We start from the raw sequence: 17,962 nt of genomic DNA, 5'->3' as shown, positions 1-17,962 counted from the left end.
TGACCTACGGGCAGGGCCGGGAGACGCCGCTGCTGTTGGGGTCGATCAAGTCGAATCTGGGGCACACGCAGGCCGCCGCGGGTGTGGCCGGCGTCATCAAGATGGTGATGGCGATGCGGCACGGGGTGGTGCCGCGGACGTTGCACGTGGACGCGCCGTCGTCGCAGGTGGACTGGTCCTCCGGCGCGATCGAAGTGGTCGCGGAGGCCGCACCGTGGCCGGACACCCCGCGCACGCGGCGGGCCGGTGTGTCCGCGTTCGGGATCAGCGGCACCAACGCGCACGTCATCCTCGAACAGCCGCCGGCCGAGACCCCGGCCCCTTGCGACGAGCCGCCCGGCGCCGTCCCGGTCGTGCTCTCCGGCCGCACCGCCGAGGCGGTCGCCCGGCAGGCCGAGCGGCTGCGGCAGTACGTCGCCTCCCGGCCGGACGTCCCGCTGGCCGGCATCGCCCGCACCAGCCTGACCCGCCCCATCCTCGACTTCGGCGCCGTGGTGCCCGCCGGCGACCGTGCGGCGCTCCTCGCGGGCCTGGAGCGCCCGGCCGTCGAGGTCACCGCCGGCGACGGCCGCCTGGGCATGCTCTTCAGCGGCCAGGGCTCGCAGTGGCCCGGCATGGGCCGCGCGCTGCACGAGCGCTTCCCGGTCTTCGCCGCGGCGTGGGACGAGATCGCCGCGCGGCTGGACCTCGACGGCGACCTGGACCGCACGGCCGTCGCCCAGCCGGCGCTGTTCGCCTTCGAGGTCGCCCTCTACCGGCTGCTGGAGTCGTGGGGCGTGGTGCCGGACGTGCTGATCGGTCACTCGGTCGGCGAGATCGCGGCCGCGCACGTGGCCGGCGTGCTGTCGCTGGCGGACGCCTGCCGGTTGATCGGCGCCCGCGCCGGCCTCATGCAGGCCCTGCCACCCGGCGGCGCGATGGTCGCCGTGCAGGCGAGCGAGGCCGAGGTGACGCCGCGCCTGTCCGAGCGGGTGCAGCTCGCCGCGGTCAACGGTCCCCGGTCGGTGGTGCTCTCCGGCGCCGAGGACGCCGTGCTGGCCGCCGCGGACGGCTTCCGGTCGCGCCGCCTGCGGGTCAGCCACGCGTTCCACTCGGCGCTGATGGAGCCCATGCTCGGCGACCTCGCCGACGTGGTCGGCGAGCTCGAGCTCCATGCGCCGGCCATCCCGTTCGCCGGCAACCCGCCCGTGGACGAGCCGGCCTACTGGGTCCGGCAGGTGCGCGAGCCGGTCCGCTTCGCCGACGCGGTGGCGGCGGCCGGTGTGGACACCTTCCTCGAGATCGGCCCCGACCGCGCGCTCAGCGCCGTCACCGAAGGGGCGCACCCGGTGATGCGCCGCGGCGAGGGCGGCCCGGACCTGCTGCTCGCCGCGCTGGCCGCCGTGCACCTGCGCGGCGTCCGGGTCGACTGGGACGCCGCGCTCGCCGGCTCGGGCGCGCTGCTCGCCGACCTGCCCACCTACCCGTTCGAGCACCGCCGCTACTGGCTCGACACCCGCACGGCCCCCGCCGAGCTGGCCGCCGCCGGTCTCGGCGCGGCCCGGCACCCGTTGCTGAGCGCGGTCGTGGCCGCGCCGGACTCCGACGGCGTGACGCTGACCGGCCGCCTGTCGGTCGCCGAGCACCGCTGGCTCGCCGACCACGTCATCGGCGACCGGGTCACCGTGGCCGGCACCGTGATCCTGGAGTGGCTGCTGCACGCCGCCGCCGCGACCGGCCGCGCGCAAGTCGACGAGATGGTGCTGCACGAGCCGATGGTCGTGCCCGAGCGGGGCGCGCTCACCGTCCAGGTCGTCGTCGCGCCGAGCGACGCCGGCGGCCGCCAGCCGGTCACCGTCTACGCCCGGGACGCGGCGGACGGCGACTGGACCCGGCACGCCACCGGACTGCTCGGCCCGGCCGATGACGACCCGGACACCGCCGGTGCATCGCCGGAGTGGCCGCCGGCCGGGGCGGAGCCGGTCGACCTGACCGACGCCTACCCGCGGCTCGCCGACGCCGGTTTCGCCTACGGGCCGCTCTTCCAGGGGCTGCGGGCCGCGTGGCGGCGCGAGGCCGAGGTGTACGCCGAGGTGGCGCTGCCCGGCGAGGCCGGCGGCTACCTCGCGCACCCGGCGCTGCTCGACGCCGCGCTGCACGCCTGGGCGCTCGGCGAGACCGGCCGGCCCCGCCTGCCGTTCAGCTGGTCCGGTGTGCGGGTGCGGGTGCCGGGAGCCACCGTCCTGCGGGTGCGGCTGACGCCGACCGGACCGGACACGCTCGCGGTGACCGCCACCGACGGGGCCGGCGCCCTCGTGCTGAGCGCGCGAGGGGTGACCGTCCGGCCGCTGCCGGCCGCACGCGCGGCCGGCCTGCTGCACACCGTGTGGGAGCCCGTGCCGGGCCCAGGCGCGCCGCTCGCGGACGTGGAGGTCCTCGACTTCCGCGCCGTCACCGGCGCGCCGGGCGACGTGCACGCCGCGGTGTGGGACGCCGTGACCGGTCTGCGCGACCGGCTGGCCGGCGACGACCGCACGGTGGTCGTCTGGACGGACGGCTGGGCCGGTGCGGCGGTGCGCGGGCTGACCCGCTGCGTCCAGCAGGAGCACCCGGACCGGATCGTGCTGGTCGACGGCGGCGGCCCGGACGACCTCGCCCGGGCCGCCGGCACGGGCGAGCCCGAGATCCGGGTCCGCGACGGCGAGCTGTTCGCGCCCCGCCTGGTGCCGGCCGGGCCGGGCGCCGCCCCGGCGTGGGACGGCTCCGGAACGGTCCTGGTCACCGGCGGCACCGGCACGCTCGGCCGGGCCCTCGCGCGGCACCTCGCCGAGCGCTGGGACGCGCGGGACGTCGTGCTGGTGAGCCGGACCGGCGGCGCCCCGCCCGGCCTCGGGGACGACCTGGCCGGCCGCGTCCGGGTGCGGGCCTGCGACGTGGCCGACCGCGACGCGCTCGCCCGGCTGCTCGCCGAGATCGGGCCGGTCCGGGTGGTGGTGCACGCCGCCGGCGTCCGCGACGACGGCGTGCTGGAGTCGCTGACCGCCGACCGGGTCGCCGGTGTGCTGCGGGCCAAGGTGGACGGCGCGTGGCACCTGCACGAGCTGGCCACCGAGGCCGAGACCTTCGTGCTGTTCTCGTCGATCACGGCCGCGGTCGGCTCGCCCGGGCAGGCCGCCTACGGCGCCGCCAACGGCTACCTCGACGGGCTGGCCGAGCACCGGCGCGCGACGGCACGCCCGGCCGTCTCGATCGGGTGGGGCATCTGGTCGGAGCGCAGCGCGATCACCGCCGGGCTCGGCGACGCCGACCTGGCCCGGATGGGCCGCCGGGGCCTGGTCCCGCTCGCCACCGACGACGCGCTGGCCCGCTTCGACGCCGCGCTCGGCGCCGGCGAGCCGGAGGTCGTCGCGGCCGGCCTGGACCGGGCCGCGCTGCGCGACGCGGCCCGGCAGGGGCGGCTCTCGCCGCGGCTCGGCCGGATCGTGCCGAAGCCGCCGTCACCGGCCGCGCGGCCGCCGGCCGCGCCGGCCGGTGACCTGCTCGACCTGGTCCGCGCCGAGGTCGCCGAGGTGCTCGGGCACCGCACGCCGGACGCCGTGCCGGCCGGCCGGGCCTTCAGCGAGCTGGGCTTCGACTCGCTGACCGCGGTCGAGCTGCGCAACCGCCTGCGCGCCGCGACCGGCCGGTCGCTGCCGGCCACGCTGACCTTCGACCATCCGACGCCGCGGGCGCTCGCCGACTTCCTCGGCGGCGCGCGGCCGGTGGCCGAGCCGGCGCCGGCGGCGGCCGCCGACAGCGGCGAGCCCATCGCGATCGTCGGCATGGCCTGCCGCTACCCGGGCGGCGTCCGCTCACCCGAGGACCTGTGGCGGATGGTGGTGGACGGCGCCGAGGGCGTCTCCCGGTTCCCCGTCGACCGCGGCTGGGATCTCGACGGTTTGTACGACCCCGACGCGTCCCGGCCGGGCACGACGTACGCCCGCGAGGGTGGCTTCCTGCACGACGCCGCCGACTTCGACGCCGGGTTCTTCGGCATCTCGCCGCGCGAGGCCCTCGCGATGGATCCGCAGCAGCGGCTGCTGCTGGAGACCTCGTGGGAGGCGTTCGACCGGGCCGGCATCGACCCCGCGACGCTGCGGGGAAGCCGCACGGGCGTGTTCGCCGGAGTCATGTACCACGACTACGCGTCCCGGCTGCCGGCCGTGCCCGAGGACCTCGAGGGCTACCTCGGCAACGGCAGCGCCGGCAGCATCGCCTCGGGCCGGATCGCGTACACGTTCGGCCTCGAGGGCCCCGCGGTGACGGTCGACACGGCCTGCTCGTCGTCGCTGGTGGCGTTGCACCTGGCCGGGCAGGCGCTGCGCCAGGGCGAGTGCACGCTGGCGCTGGCCGGCGGAGTCACGGTGATGGCGACGCCGGGTGTGTTCGTCGAGTTCGCCCGTCAGCGCGGCCTCGCGCCGGACGGCCGGTGCAAGTCGTACGCGGACGCGGCCGACGGCACCGGCTGGTCCGAGGGCGTCGGCGTGCTGGTGCTGGAGAAGCTGAGCGACGCCCGCCGCAACGGGCACCGGGTGCTGGCGGTGGTGCGCGGCTCGGCCGTGAACCAGGACGGCGCCTCCAACGGCCTGACCGCCCCGAACGGGCCGTCGCAACAGCGGGTGATCCGCCAGGCCCTCGCCGGCGCGGGGCTGCGGGCGGCCGACGTCGACGCGGTGGAGGGCCACGGCACCGGCACCCGCCTGGGCGACCCGATCGAGGCGCAGGCGCTGCTCGCCACGTACGGCCAGGACCGGGAGGAGCCGCTGTGGCTGGGCTCGGTCAAGTCGAACCTCGGGCACACGCAGGCCGCCGCGGGCGTGGCCGGCGTCATCAAGATGGTGCAGGCGATGCGGCACGGCATCGTGCCGCGCTCCCTGCACGCCGGCGAGCCGTCGTCGCAAGTGGACTGGTCGGCCGGTGCGGTGCGGCTGGCCGCCGAGGCGGTGCCGTGGCCGGCCACCGGCAGGCCGCGGCGGGCCGGGGTGTCGAGCTTCGGGATCAGCGGCACCAACGCCCACGTGATCCTGGAACAGGCGCCGGCCGAGGAGCCCGTGCCGGCCGCCGCCGAGCTGCCGGTCGTCCCGGTGGTGCTCTCGGCGCACACCCCGGCCGCGCTGCGGGAGCAGGCGACCCGGCTGGCCGCGCTGCCGGACGTGCCGGTGACCGCGCTGGGCCATGCCCTCACCCGGCGTCCCGCGCTCGAGCACCGCGCCGTCGTGCTGGCCACCGGTGACGCCGGCGACCTGCGCCGCGCCCTGCACGCCGTCGCCGCCGGCGAACAACCGCCCGGGATCGTGCGGGGCGCCGCGGGCGGCCGGACGGCGTTCCTGTTCACCGGGCAGGGCGCCCAGCGGGCCGGCATGGGCCGCGAGCTCTACCAGCTGTTCCCCGCCTTCCGCACGGCGCTGGACGAGGTGCTCGGCCGGCTCGGCGTCCGGGACGTGCTGTTCGGCGACGACCAGGACCAGCTCGACCGCACGGGCAACGCGCAGCCGGCGCTGTTCGCCGTCGAGGTGGCCCTCGCCCGTCTGCTCGAGTCGTGGGGGATCCGGCCCGGCCTGGTCGCCGGGCACTCGGTCGGCGAGATCGCGGCGGCCCACGTGGCCGGGGTGCTCTCGCTGGCCGACGCGGCCACGCTGGTGACCGCGCGTGGACGGCTGATGCAGGCCCTCCCGCCCGGCGGCGCGATGGCGGCGGTCGAGGCAAGCGAGGAGGAGATCCGGCCGCTGCTCGACGACCGGGTGGCCCTCGCCGCGGTCAACGGGCCGAACGCCGTGGTCGTCTCCGGCGACGAGGACGAGGTGCTTCGCCGCTTCGCCGCCTACCGCGTCAAGCGGCTGCGGGTCAGCCATGCCTTCCACTCGCCGCGGATGGCGCCGATGCTCGACGCGTTCGCCGCGGTCGTGCACGGGCTGGACTTCGCGCCGCCGGCCGTCGACTTCGTGTCCACGGTGACCGGCGGCCTGGTCACCGGCGAGGTGGCCACCCCGCGGTACTGGATCGACCAGGTGCTGCGCCCGGTCCGGTTCGCCGGGGCCGTGCGCGACCTGCACGAGCGCGGAGCCGCCACGTACCTCGAGATCGGGCCGGACGGCGTGCTGAGCGCGATGGGCCGCGACTGCGCCGACGGCGTCTTCGTCCCGGTGCTGCGGCGCGACCGAGAGGAGGGCGCGTCGGTGCTGACGGCGGTGGCCGAGGCGTACGCGCACGGCGTACCGGTCGACTGGGACGCGGTCTTCGGTCACTCCCGGCCCGCGGCGGTCGAGCTTCCCCCGTACGCGTTCCAGCACCGCCGTTTCTGGCTCGCGGGCACGGCCACCGCCGGCGACGTCACCGAGGCCGGGCTCGCCGCGGCCGGGCACCCGCTGCTGGGCGCCGTGGTCGCGCTGCCCGGCTCCGGCGGGCACCTGCTGACGGGCCGGCTGTCCCGCGACCGTCAGGGCTGGCTGGCCGACCACACCATCATGGGCACGGCGCTGGTGCCCGGCGCGGTCTTCGTCGAGTACGCCCTGCGCGCCGCCCGCGAGGTGGGCTGCACCCGGCTCGCCGAGCTGACCTTGGAATCGCCGCTGGTGCTGCCGGCGGAGGGCGGCGTGCCGATCCAGGTCACCGTCGGCCCGGCCGAGGACGGCGGCGAGCGGCCGTTCAGCGTGTACGCGCGGCGCGGCGCCGACTGGATCCGGTACGCCGCTGGGCGGATGGACGCCGGCGCGGGCGAGACCGTGGCGGCCGCGGAGCCGGCCGGCGGCGAGCCGGTCGACCTCACCGCGTTCTACCCCCTGCTGACCGAGCACGGCTTCGGCTACGGCCCCGCCTTCCAGGGGCTGCGCGCGGCCTGGCGGCACGGCGACGACGTGCACGCCGAGGTGCGGCTGCCGGACGAGCTGGCCGCGACGGCCGGCCAGTTCGGCGTGCACCCCGCGCTGCTGGACGCCGTCCTGCACGCCTCGGCCCTGATCCGCCCGGAGGCCGGGCTGCCGTTCGCCTGGCAGGGGGTGCAGCTGACGGCGAGCGGGGCCGCGGCGGTGCGGGCGCGGCTCTCCCAGCGGCCCGACGGTGCGCTCACGATCGTCGCCACCGACGATGCCGGCAACCCGGTGTTCTCGGTGGACGCGCTGCTCATGCGCGCGGCGTCGGCCCGGCAGCTGCGCGACGCGCGGCGCGCCGAGGGGCAGTCGCTGTTCCGGCTGACTGACAGAGCCGTCGCCGCCGGGCCCGCGACCGCGCCGGCCACGGTGGTGCACCGGCTCGGCGCGCTGCCCGAGGCGGTGCCCGAGCTGGTCGCGCTGCCCTGCGACGACGTGCACGAGGCGCTGGAGGCGGTGCGGAGCTGGGTGCGCGACGACCGGTACGCGCGGGCGCGGCTGGTCGTGGTCACCGGAACCACCGGGGACTCGCTGGGCGCCGCGGCCGTCCGCGGGCTCGTGCGCTCGGCCCAGGCCGAGCATCCCGGGCGCTTCGTGCTGCTCACCGCGGACGACCCGGCCCTCGCCGGTGCCGCCGCGGCCACCGGCGAACCGGAGCTGACCGCACGGCACGGCGTGCTGCACGCCCCGCGCCTCGAGGCCGCCACCGGGCGGCCCGAGCCGCTGCCGTGGCGGGCCGACGGCACCGTGCTCGTCACCGGCGGCACCGGCGCCCTCGGCGTGGCGGTCGCCCGGCACCTGGCCGAGCGCGGCGTGCGGCATCTGCTGCTGCTGAGCCGGCACGGCGGCCCGGCACCGGACCTCGGCCGGCCGGACGTCACCGTGACGGTCGCCGCCTGCGACGTCACCGACCGCGACGGCCTGGCCCGCGTGCTCGACGGGATCCCGGCCGAGCGCCCGCTGACCGCCGTGGTGCACCTGGCCGCCGTGCTCGACGACGGCGTCCTGGAGGGACTGACCGGCGAGCGCCTGGACGCCGTGCTGGGCCCCAAGGTGACCGGCGCGCGCCACCTGCACGAGCTGACCCTCGGCCGGCCGCTGGACGCCTTCGTCCTGTTCTCGTCGACCACCAGCCTGTTCGGCGGTCCGGGGCAGGCGAACTACGCGGCCGCCAACGCCGCGCTCAACCAGCTGGCGCTGGACCGGCGCGCGGCCGGGCTGCCGGCCAACGCCGTGGCCTGGGGCCTGTGGGCGGACGACGGCGGCCTCGGCGGCCGGCTCGACGACGGCGACCGGCGCCGGATGGCCCGCTTCGGCATCGGTGCGCTGTCGGCCGGCGAGGCGCTCGCGCTCTTCGACGCCGCGACCGGCGCCGACGACGCCGTGCTGGCCGCCGTCGCCCTGGACCGGCCGGCACTGGCCGCGCAGGCCCGGGCCGGCACGCTGCGGCCGCTGCTGCTCGACCTGGTGCCGGCGGCGCCGGCCGCACCGGCCGGGCCCGAGCCCGAGAGCGACCTGCGTGACCGCCTGGCCTCGGCGACCGCGGACGAGCGTGAGGGCATCCTGCGCGGGCTGCTGCGGCGCGAGGTGGCCGACGTGCTGGGCCACGCCACGACCGCCGACATCGCCGTCGGCCGCGGCTTCCTGGAGCTGGGCCTCGACTCGCTGACCGCGGTGGAGCTGCGCAACCGGCTCGGCGCGCGCACCGGGCTCCGGCTGCCCGCCACGGCGCTGTTCGACCACCCGAGCGTCGAGGTGCTCGCGCGGCACCTGGCCGGGCTGCTGGCGCCCGCGACCGAGCCGGACGACGACGCCGATCTGCGCCGGGCCATCAACGCGATCCCGCTCGACCGGCTGCGCGACGCCGGCCTGCTGGACGTGCTGGTGCGCCTGGCCGGAGGCGGCGGCGAGGACGCCGGCGACGACGCCGCGGTGACACCGGTCTCGCCGGCGGCCGGGCCGCACGCGGTCGACGAGATGGAACTGGACGACCTGATCAAGCTGGCGCGTCACGACCAGCACGGCCGGGACTAGGGGGAGTCGATGACCCAGCACGACGAGCAGCGCGTCATCCAGGCGCTGCGGGACTCGCTGAAGGAAGCCGACCGGCTGCGGCAGCGCAACCGGCAGCTGGTCGAGCAGTCGCACGAGCCGATCGCGGTCGTCGGCATGGCCTGCCGCTACCCGGGTGACGTCTGGGCGCCGGAGGACCTGTGGCAGCTCGTCGACGAGGGCCGGGACGCCGTCGGCGGCTTCCCCGGCGACCGGGGCTGGGACCTCGAGTCGCTCTACGACCCGGATCCTGACCGGGCCGGCACCTCGTACACCCGGCAGGGCGGGTTCCTCTACCAGGCGGCCGACTTCGATCCGGGCTTCTTCGGCATCAGCCCGCGCGAGGCGCTCGCCGTGGACCCGCAGCAGCGCCTGCTCCTCGAGATCTCCTGGGAGTCTCTGGAGCGGGCCGGCATCGACCCCGGCGCGCTGCGCGGCGCGCCGGTCGGCACGTTCGTCGGGATCATGTACAACGACTACGCCACCCGGCTGCACCGGGCACCGGACGGCTTCGAGGGGTACGTCGGCAACGGCAGCTCGGCCAGCGTCGCCTCGGGCCGGATCGCCTACACGTTCGGCTTCGAGGGCCCCGCGGTCAGCGTCGACACCGCCTGCTCGTCGTCGCTGGTGGCGGTGCACCTGGCCGCTCGGGCCCTGCGCTCGGGCGAGTGCTCGCTGGCGCTGGCCGGCGGTGTCACGGTGATGTCCTCGCCGGCGGCGTTCGTCGAGTTCAGCCGGCAGCGCGGCCTGGCGCCGGACGGCCGCTGCAAGTCGTACGCCGACGGTGCGGACGGCACCGGCTGGTCCGAGGGTGCCGGCATGCTCCTGCTGGAGCGGCTCTCCGACGCGCGGCGTAACGGGCACCCGGTGCTCGCGGTGATCCGCGGCTCGGCCGTCAACCAGGACGGCGCCTCCAGCGGCCTGACCGCGCCGAGCGGTCCCGCGCAGCAGCGGGTCATCCGCGCGGCGCTGGCCGACGCCCGTCTGCTGCCGTCCGACGTGGACGCGGTGGAGGGGCACGGCACCGGCACCCCGCTGGGTGACCCGATCGAGGCGCAGGCGCTGCTCGCCACCTACGGCCAGGAGCGCGACCAGCCGCTGTGGCTGGGCTCGCTCAAGTCGAACCTCGGGCACACCCAGGCCGCGGCCGGTGTCGGCGGCCTGATCAAGATGATCATGGCGATGCGGCACGGCGTGCTCCCGCGCACCCTGCACCTGGATCGGCCGAGCTCGCAGGTGGACTGGGAGTCCGGGCGGGTGCGGCTGCTCGGCGAGCCGGTGCCGTGGCCGGGCACCGGACGGCCGCGCCGCGCGGCCGTGTCGGCGTTCGGCGTCAGCGGCACGAACGCGCACGTGGTCGTCGAGCAGGCGCCCCCGGCCGAGCCGGCCGAGCCGGCCGAGCCGGCCGAGCCGGCCGGCCCGGTGCCGTGGGTGCCCTGGGTCGTCTCGGCCAAGTCCCCGGCCGCGCTGCGGGCCCAGGCCGGGCGCCTGCCGTCCGTGGCCGGCGACCCGGTCGACGTGGCCCATGCGCTGCTGACCACCCGGGCCCGCTTCGAGCACCGCGCGGTGGTGCTCGGCGACACCGCGGACGCGCTGCGGGCCGGCGCCGGCGCGCTGGCCGCCGGCCGGAGCGCCGCCGGGGTCGTCCTGGGCCGGGCCGTCGCCGAGCCGCGCGTCGCCTTCGTCTTCCCCGGCCAGGGCTCGCAGTGGGCCGGCATGGCGGGTGAGCTCTCCGCCACCTCTCCGGTCTTCGCGGCGGCCCTGGCCGAGTGCGGCGCCGCCCTGGCCGCACACGTCGACTGGGACCTCGCCGAAGTGCTCGACGATCCGGACGCGCTGGCCCGGGTGGACGTGGTGCAGCCGGCGCTGTGGGCGGTGATGGTCTCGCTCGCGCGGATGTGGCGCTCGCTCGGCGTGGAGCCGGCGGCCGTGGCCGGCCACTCGCAGGGTGAGATCGCGGCGGCGTGCGTGGCCGGCGCGCTCTCCCTGCAGGACGGTGCCCGCATCGTCGCGCGGCGCAGCCGCGTGCTGCTGAGCCTGGCCGGCGAGGGCGGCATGGTGTCGGTGGCGCTGCCGGAGCACGAGATCGGCGCGCGGCTCGCACCCTGGGCCGGCCGGCTGTCGGTGGCCGCGGTGAACGGGCCGTCCTCGGTCGTCGTGTCCGGCGCCGCGCAGGCCCTCGACGAGCTCCGCGCGACGCTGGACGCCGACGGCGTGCGCAACCGCCGGATCGAGGTGGACTACGCCTCCCACTCGCCGCACGTCGACCGGGTGCGCGACCAGGTGCTCGCGGCGGCCGAGGGGATCCGGCCCGGCCCGGCGCGGATCCCCTTCCACTCCACGGTCCTCGGCGAGCCGATCGACACCACGGCGCTGGACGCCGGCTATTGGTTCCGCAACCTGCGCGAGCCGGTCCGCTTCGAGCCGGTGGTGCGCGGGCTGCTCGCCGAGGGCATCACCTGCCTGATCGAGGTGAGCCCGCACCCGGTGGTGACGGTCGGCATCCAGGAGATCATCGACGACAGCCCGGCCGCACCGGGCGCGATCGCGATCGGCACGCTGCGCCGTCACGAGGGCGGTCAGGCGCGCCTGCTCACCGCGGCGGCGGAGGCGTACGTGCACGGCGCCGGCGTCCGGTGGGAGGAACTGCTCACCGTGGCCGCGCCGAGCCGGGTCGACCTGCCCACCTACGCCTTCCAGCGCGAGCGGTACTGGCTGGACGCACCGGCCGGACCGGACGCGCCGGCCGCGCGTGCCGCACACGAGGACTGGAGCTACACGATCGCGTGGCGGCCGCTGGCGATCGGAGCGGCGGCCCCGGCGCCCGGCCGCTGGCTGGTCGCCGGCGATCCGGCCGACCCGCTGGTCACCCGGGTGGCGGCGGCCCTGCGGGCGGCCGGCCTGGAGCCGCACCTGACCGCGCCGGGCGAGACGGTTCCGGACGGCCTGGCCGGGGCGCTGTTCCTGGCCGGGACGGCCGGTGACGACGCGGCCGCGGCCACCGCCGCGCTCCTGCGCGAGCTGGGGGACAGCGGCGCCGACGCGCCGCTGTGGTGCGTCACCTCGGGCGCCGTCTCGACCGGACCCGAAGACCCGCTGGTGAGCGCGGCCCAGGCCGAGGTGTGCGGGGTCGGCCGGGTCGCCGCGCTGGAGCACCCGCGCCGATGGGGCGGCCTGATCGACCTGCCGGCCGACCCGGACGACCGCGCGGTGACCCGGCTCGTCGCGCTCCTCGCCGGCGCCGGGCAGCACGGCGAGGAGGAGATCGCCGTCCGCGAGGGCGGGGCGCTGGTGCGCCGCCTGGTCCGCAAGCCGCTCGCCGAGGCGGCCGAGTGGCGGCCGCGGGGCACGGTGCTGATCACCGGCGGCACCGGCCTGCTCGGTGCCCACCTGGCCCGCCGGCTGGCCGCCCGCGGCGTGCCGCACCTCGTGCTGGCCGGCCTGCGCGGCCCCGCGGCGCCCGGCGCGGCCGAGCTCGCCGCCGAGCTGACCGCGCTCGGCGCCCGCGCCGACGTGGTGGCCTGCGACGTCGCCGACCGGGAGCAGGTGGCCGCGCTGCTGGACACCCTGCCCGGCCTCACCGCGGTGGTGCACGCCGCCGGTGTCCTGGCCGACGGCATGCTGGAGACGCTCACCCCGGAGCGGTTCGCCGCCGTCCGGGGGCCCAAGGTGGACGGCGCCCGCCACCTCGACGAGCTCACCGCGGACCGGCCGCTCGACGCGTTCGTGCTGTTCTCGTCGGTGGCCGGCAGCTTCGGGGCGGCAGGGCAGGGCAACTATGCCGCGGCCAACGCGCACCTGGACGCGCTGGCCCGGCAGCGCCGGCAGCGCGGACTCCCGGGCACCTCGATCGCGTGGGGATCCTGGGGCGCCGGCATGGCCGCGGACGTCGCCGAGCGGCTGCGGACCCGCGGCTTCCCCGCGCTCGACCCGGATCTCGCCCTCGACCTGCTCGACCGGGCCATGGCCGCGGACGAGACCTACCTCGTGGTCACCCACGTCGAGTGGGACCGCGCGGCGCCGGTGTTCACGATGGCCCGGCCCAGCCCGCTGATCCTCGAGATCCCGGAGGCCCGCCGGGCCCTCGACGGAGCCCGCGCGACGGGGGACGCCGGATCGTCGGCCCTGGCGGCCCGGCTCGAGCAGGTGCCCGAGGCCGGACGCGAGCGGGTCGTGCTCGAGCTCGTCCGGGCGGAGGCGGCCGTGGTGCTCGGCCACTCCGGCGCCGCCGCGATCGAGGCCGACCGGGCGTTCCGCGAGCTGGGCTTCGACTCGCTCGCCGCGGTGGAGCTGCGCAACCGGCTCTCCGCCGCCACCGGCCTCGGCCTGCCCGCCACGCTGGTCTTCGACCACCCCTCCGCCCGGACCCTGGCCCGTCACCTGCTCGGCCGGGTGACCGGCGCGGACGGCGCGGTGGCGGTCACCGCCGCGGCGGCCCGCGCCGACGAGCCGATCGCGATCGTCGGGATGGGCTGCCGGTTCCCGGGCGGTGTCCGCACCCCCGAGGAGCTCTGGCAGCTGCTGGCCGACGGCGGCGACGCGATCACGCCGTTCCCGGCCGACCGCGGCTGGAACCTGGCCCAGCTCTACGACCCGGACCCGGACCGGGCCGGGCGCACGTACGCCCGCGCGGGCGGCTTCCTGCACGACGCGGGCGACTTCGACCCGGCCTTCTTCGGCATCTCGCCGCGGGAGGCCCTCGCGATGGACCCGCAGCAGCGCCTGGTGCTGGAGACCTCGTGGGAGGCCGTGGAGCGGGCCGGCATCGACCCGGCCACGCTGCGCGGCAGCCGTACCGGCGTCTACGTCGGCGGCATGTACTCGTTCTACGGCGCCGCCACCCAGCCGAGCGAGCGCCTCGAGGCGCACCTGATGACCGGCGTGTTCACCAGCGTGATGTCGGGCCGGGTGTCCTACGTGCTCGGCCTCGAAGGCCCCTCGCTCACCGTCGACACCGCGTGCTCCTCGTCGCTGGTCTCGCTGCACCTGGCCACCGAGGCGCTGCGCCGCGGCGAATGCGACCTGGCGCTGGCCGGCGGCGCCGCCGTGATGGCCTCGACCGGCGGCTTCACCGGGCTGAGCCGGCAGGGCGTGCTGGCCGCCGACGGCCGCTGCAAGCCGTTCGCCGCGGCCGCCGACGGCATGGGCATGTCCGAGGGGGCCGGCATGCTGCTCATCGAGCGGCTCTCCGACGCCCGCCGGCACGGCCACCCGGTGCTCGCGCTGATCCGGGGCAGCGCCGTCAACCAGGACGGCGCGAGCAACGGCCTGACCGCGCCGAACGGGCCCTCCCAGGAACGGGTCATCCGGCAGGCGTGGGCCGGCTCCGGCGTCACCGGCGACGACATCGACGTGGTCGAGGCGCACGGCACCGGAACGAGGCTGGGTGACCCGATCGAGGGTCAGGCCCTGCTCGCCAGCTACGGCCGCGGCCGCGACCGTCCGCTGTGGCTGGGATCGATCAAGTCGAACATCGGCCACACCGCGGCCGCCGCCGGCGTGGCCGGGGTGATGAAGCTCGTGCTGGCGCTGCGCCACGGCGTCCTGCCGCGCACCCTGCACGTCGACTCGCCGACGCCGTACGTGGACTGGGAGTCGTCGGCCGTCGCACTGCTCACCGCGGAACAGCCGTGGCAGCGGGGCGAGCGGACCCGGCGCGGCGCGGTGTCCTCGTTCGGCATCAGCGGGACCAACGCACACCTGATCATCGAGGAGCCGCCCCCGCACGACGCGCCGGACGCGGCCGCCCGGGTCGTGCCCCCGGCCGTTCCGCTGGTGCTCTCGGCCCGCTCCGAGCCGGCCCTGGACGAGTCGATCGAGCGGCTGCGCGCCCGCTTCGCGGCGGATCCGGGGCTCCACCCGGTCGACGCCGGCTATTCGCTGGTGCACGGCCGCTCGACCTTCGCCCACCGGGCGGTCCTGTTCGGCGACGGCGACGGAGCCGAGGCCGTACGGGGCGTGGCGGCCGGCGACAGCCGTCCCGTCTTCGTCTTCCCCGGCCAGGGCGCCGAGTGGCCCGCTATGGGGCGCGAGCTGCTGGCCACCGCGCCGGCCTTCCGCGCGGAGGCCGAGGCGTGCGACGCGGCGCTGCGGGTCTTCACCGGCTGGTCCGTCCTGGAGGTGCTCACGGGCGAGTCCGAGCTGCCGCTGGACCGGGTCGACGTCAAACAGCCCGCGCTGTTCACGATGATGGTGTCGCTGGCCGCGCTCTGGCGGTCGTACGGTGTGGAGCCCGCCGCGGTGGTCGGGCACTCGCAGGGCGAGATCGCCGCCGCGTACGTGGCCGGTGGCCTCACGCTGGCCGACGCGGCCCGCATCGTGGCCCTGCGCAGCCTGGCCTGGCTGGAGCTGACCGGGCGCGGCGGCATGGCCTCGCTGCTGCTGCCGGCCGAGGAGGCGGCCGCCCGCCTGACCCGCTGGGGCGACCGGCTGTCGGTCGCCGCGGTGAACGGCCCGGCGTCCTGCGCGGTGGCCGGCGACCCCCGGGCGTGCGACGAGCTCGTGGCCGAGTGCGCGGCGGAGGGGGTCCGCGCCCGGCGCATCCCCGGCGTGGACACGGCCGGACACTCCGCGCAGGTCGACGTGCTCCGCGACCGCCTGCTGGCCGACCTGGCCCCGGTCGCTCCGCGGGCCGGGCGCGTCCCGCTCCACTCGACGGTGACCGGCGCCGAGCTCGACCTGACGACGATGGACAGCCGGTACTGGTACCGCAACATCCGCGAGACGGTCGACTTCCAAGGCGCGATGCGTTCCCTGGCCGCCGCCGGGTTCAGCACGTATGTCGAGGTCAGCGCGCACCCGCTGCTGACGATGTCGATCCAGGAGAACCTGGAGGCGGCGCCCGGCCGGCCGGAGCGCGAGCCGGTGATCGTCTCGACCCTGCGGCGCGACGCCGGCGGGCTGCGCCGGTTCCTCACCTCGGCCGCGCAGGCGTACGTGCAGGGCGTGGACGTGGACTGGGCCGTGCTGTACGCGGGCACCGGCGCCCGCCGGGCCGACCTGCCCACCTATCCGTTCCAGCGCCGCCGTTACTGGCTGGAGACCCCGGTCGCGGGCGCGGACGAGCCGGTCTCGTGGCGCTACACGGTCGCCTGGCCGGCGATCGCCGGCTCGGCCGCACCGGGCGGCGCCTGGCTGGCCGTCGTGCCGGAGGGCCTCGGCGAGCACCCGGTCCTGGCGGCCCTGACCGGCGCCGGCGCCACGGTGACGACGGTGGAGTGCTCCGGCGCCGACCGGGAGAAGCTGGCCCTGCGCCTGCGGGCCGCGGCCGGCGCAGCGCCGGTGACCGGGGTGCTGTCGCTGCTCGGCCTCGGCGACTCGCCGGAGCTCTCGGCCGAGGGCGCCGCGGCCGGCGCCACGGCCACGCTCTCGCTCGTGCAGGCGCTCGGCGATGCCGCGGTGTCCGCCCCGCTCTGGTGCCTCACCAGCGGCGCGGTGTCGACCGGGGCCGCCGACCCCGTGCGCGATCCGGCGGCGGCGCAGGTGTGGGGCCTCGGGCGGACCGCGGCCCTCGAGCACCCGGATCGCTGGGGCGGCCTGATCGACCTGCCGGAGGTCCTCGACGAGGCGGCGCTGACCCGCACGCTGTCCGTCCTCGGCGGACCGGAGGACCAGGTGGCGGTCCGCGCGGCAACGGCACACGGCTGCCGGCTGGAGCCCGCCGGACCCGCCGGCGACCGCAGGTGGCAGCCGTCCGGCACGGTCCTGGTCACCGGCGGCGCCGGCGCGCTCGGCGGCCACCTGGCTCGCTGGCTCGCCCGCAAGGGCGCACCGCACATCGTGCTGGCGAGCCGGCACGCGAGCGCCGCACCCGGCCTGCCCGCCCTGGCCGAGGAGGTCCGGCGGCTCGGCAGCCGGGTGACCGTTGCCGACTGCGACATGGCCGACCGCGCCGCGCTGGCCCGCCTGCTCGCGGCCGTGCCCGCCGACGCGCCGCTCACCGCCGTGCTGCACGCCGCCGCCGTGATCGACGACGCCCGGCTCGGCGAGCTCACCGCCGACCGGCTCGCCCCGCTCTTCGCCGCCAAGGTGGCGGCCGTGCGAAACCTGCACGAGCTGACGGCGGATCTTCCGCTGGACGCCTTCGTGCTCTTCTCGGCGGCCGGCGGCACCTTCGGCAGCACCGGCCAGGCGGGCTACACCGCCGCCAACGCCTACCTGGACGCGTTCGCCCGGCAGCGGCGCGCGGCCGGGCGGCCGGCCACCTCGGTGGCGTGGGGCGCCTGGGGCGGCGGCAGCCTGGACGGGCGCGACCAGGTGGAGGCCCGGCTGCGCAGCCGCGGCGTGCGGGCGATGGACCCGGAGACCGCGCTGGATCTGCTCGACCGGGCCGTCGGCGGCGACGAGACCTTCCTGCTGGTGGCCGACATCGACTGGGACCGCTTCGCCGGCGGACTGGCCGCGCTGCGCCCGATGCCGCTGCTGACCGGCGTCCCGGCGGCCCGCCAGGCGCTGGCCGGAGCCGAGGCCGAGGACGGTGCCGCCGACCGGGACGCCAGTGCCGCGCTGCGCGAGCGGCTGGCCGCGCTCACCGGCCCGGAACGCGAGGACACGCTGCTCGATCTGGTCCGGACCACCCTGGCCGCCGTGCTCGGCTTCCCGGCGCCGGACGGGCTCGCCGCCGACGAACCGCTCACCTCGTTCGGGCTCGACTCGGTCATGGCCGTCGAGCTGCGCAACCGGCTCGGCCGCGCGACCGGGCTCCGGCTGCCGGTCTCGCTGGTCTTCGACCACCCGACCGGCCGGGCCGTCGCGCGCCGGCTGCACGACGAGCTGGCGCCGGACGCCGGCCCGGACGGCGCCGACCCGGCCACCGCGCTGCTCGACCAGCTCGAGAACCGGCTTGCGGCGATCGCGGCCTCCGGGCCGGCGCGCCGGGCGGTCACCGACCGGCTGCAGACGATGCTCGCGCGGCTGACCGGCGACGCGGAACAGACCGCCGCCGGCGACCTGACGGCCGCCTCCGACGAGGAATTGATCAATTTCATCGGGAAGGAACTCGGGATCTCCTGATCCGCCCGCACACG

General features: G+C 77.5%; 2 protein-coding genes. Both read left to right on the top strand.

From position 1 onward, the window contains the following. A partial coding sequence (locus Ade02nite_RS45430; RefSeq protein ID WP_203777652.1) for a type I polyketide synthase occupies nt 1-8,918 on the top strand: 8,918 nt, incomplete at its 5' end. Nucleotides 8,919-8,927: 9 nt separating this feature from the next. After that, the gene (locus Ade02nite_RS45425; protein ID WP_203777651.1) at nt 8,928-17,948 is read left to right on the top strand and encodes a type I polyketide synthase; all 9,021 of its coding nucleotides are present in this window, start codon (nt 8,928-8,930) and stop codon (nt 17,946-17,948) included. The last annotated feature ends 14 nt before the right edge of the window (nt 17,949-17,962 follow it).

It is taken from the genome of Paractinoplanes deccanensis, from assembly GCF_016862115.1.
Lineage (GTDB): Bacteria > Actinomycetota > Actinomycetes > Mycobacteriales > Micromonosporaceae > Actinoplanes > Actinoplanes deccanensis.
This window is presented reverse-complemented; position numbering and strand designations above follow the sequence as displayed.

What these genes read in the sequence shown, in the direction of transcription:
- Ade02nite_RS45425 (WP_203777651.1), top strand. Translation starts at nt 8,928, where the DNA reads ATGACCCAGCACGACGAGCAGCGCGTCATCCAGGCGCTGCGGGACTCG.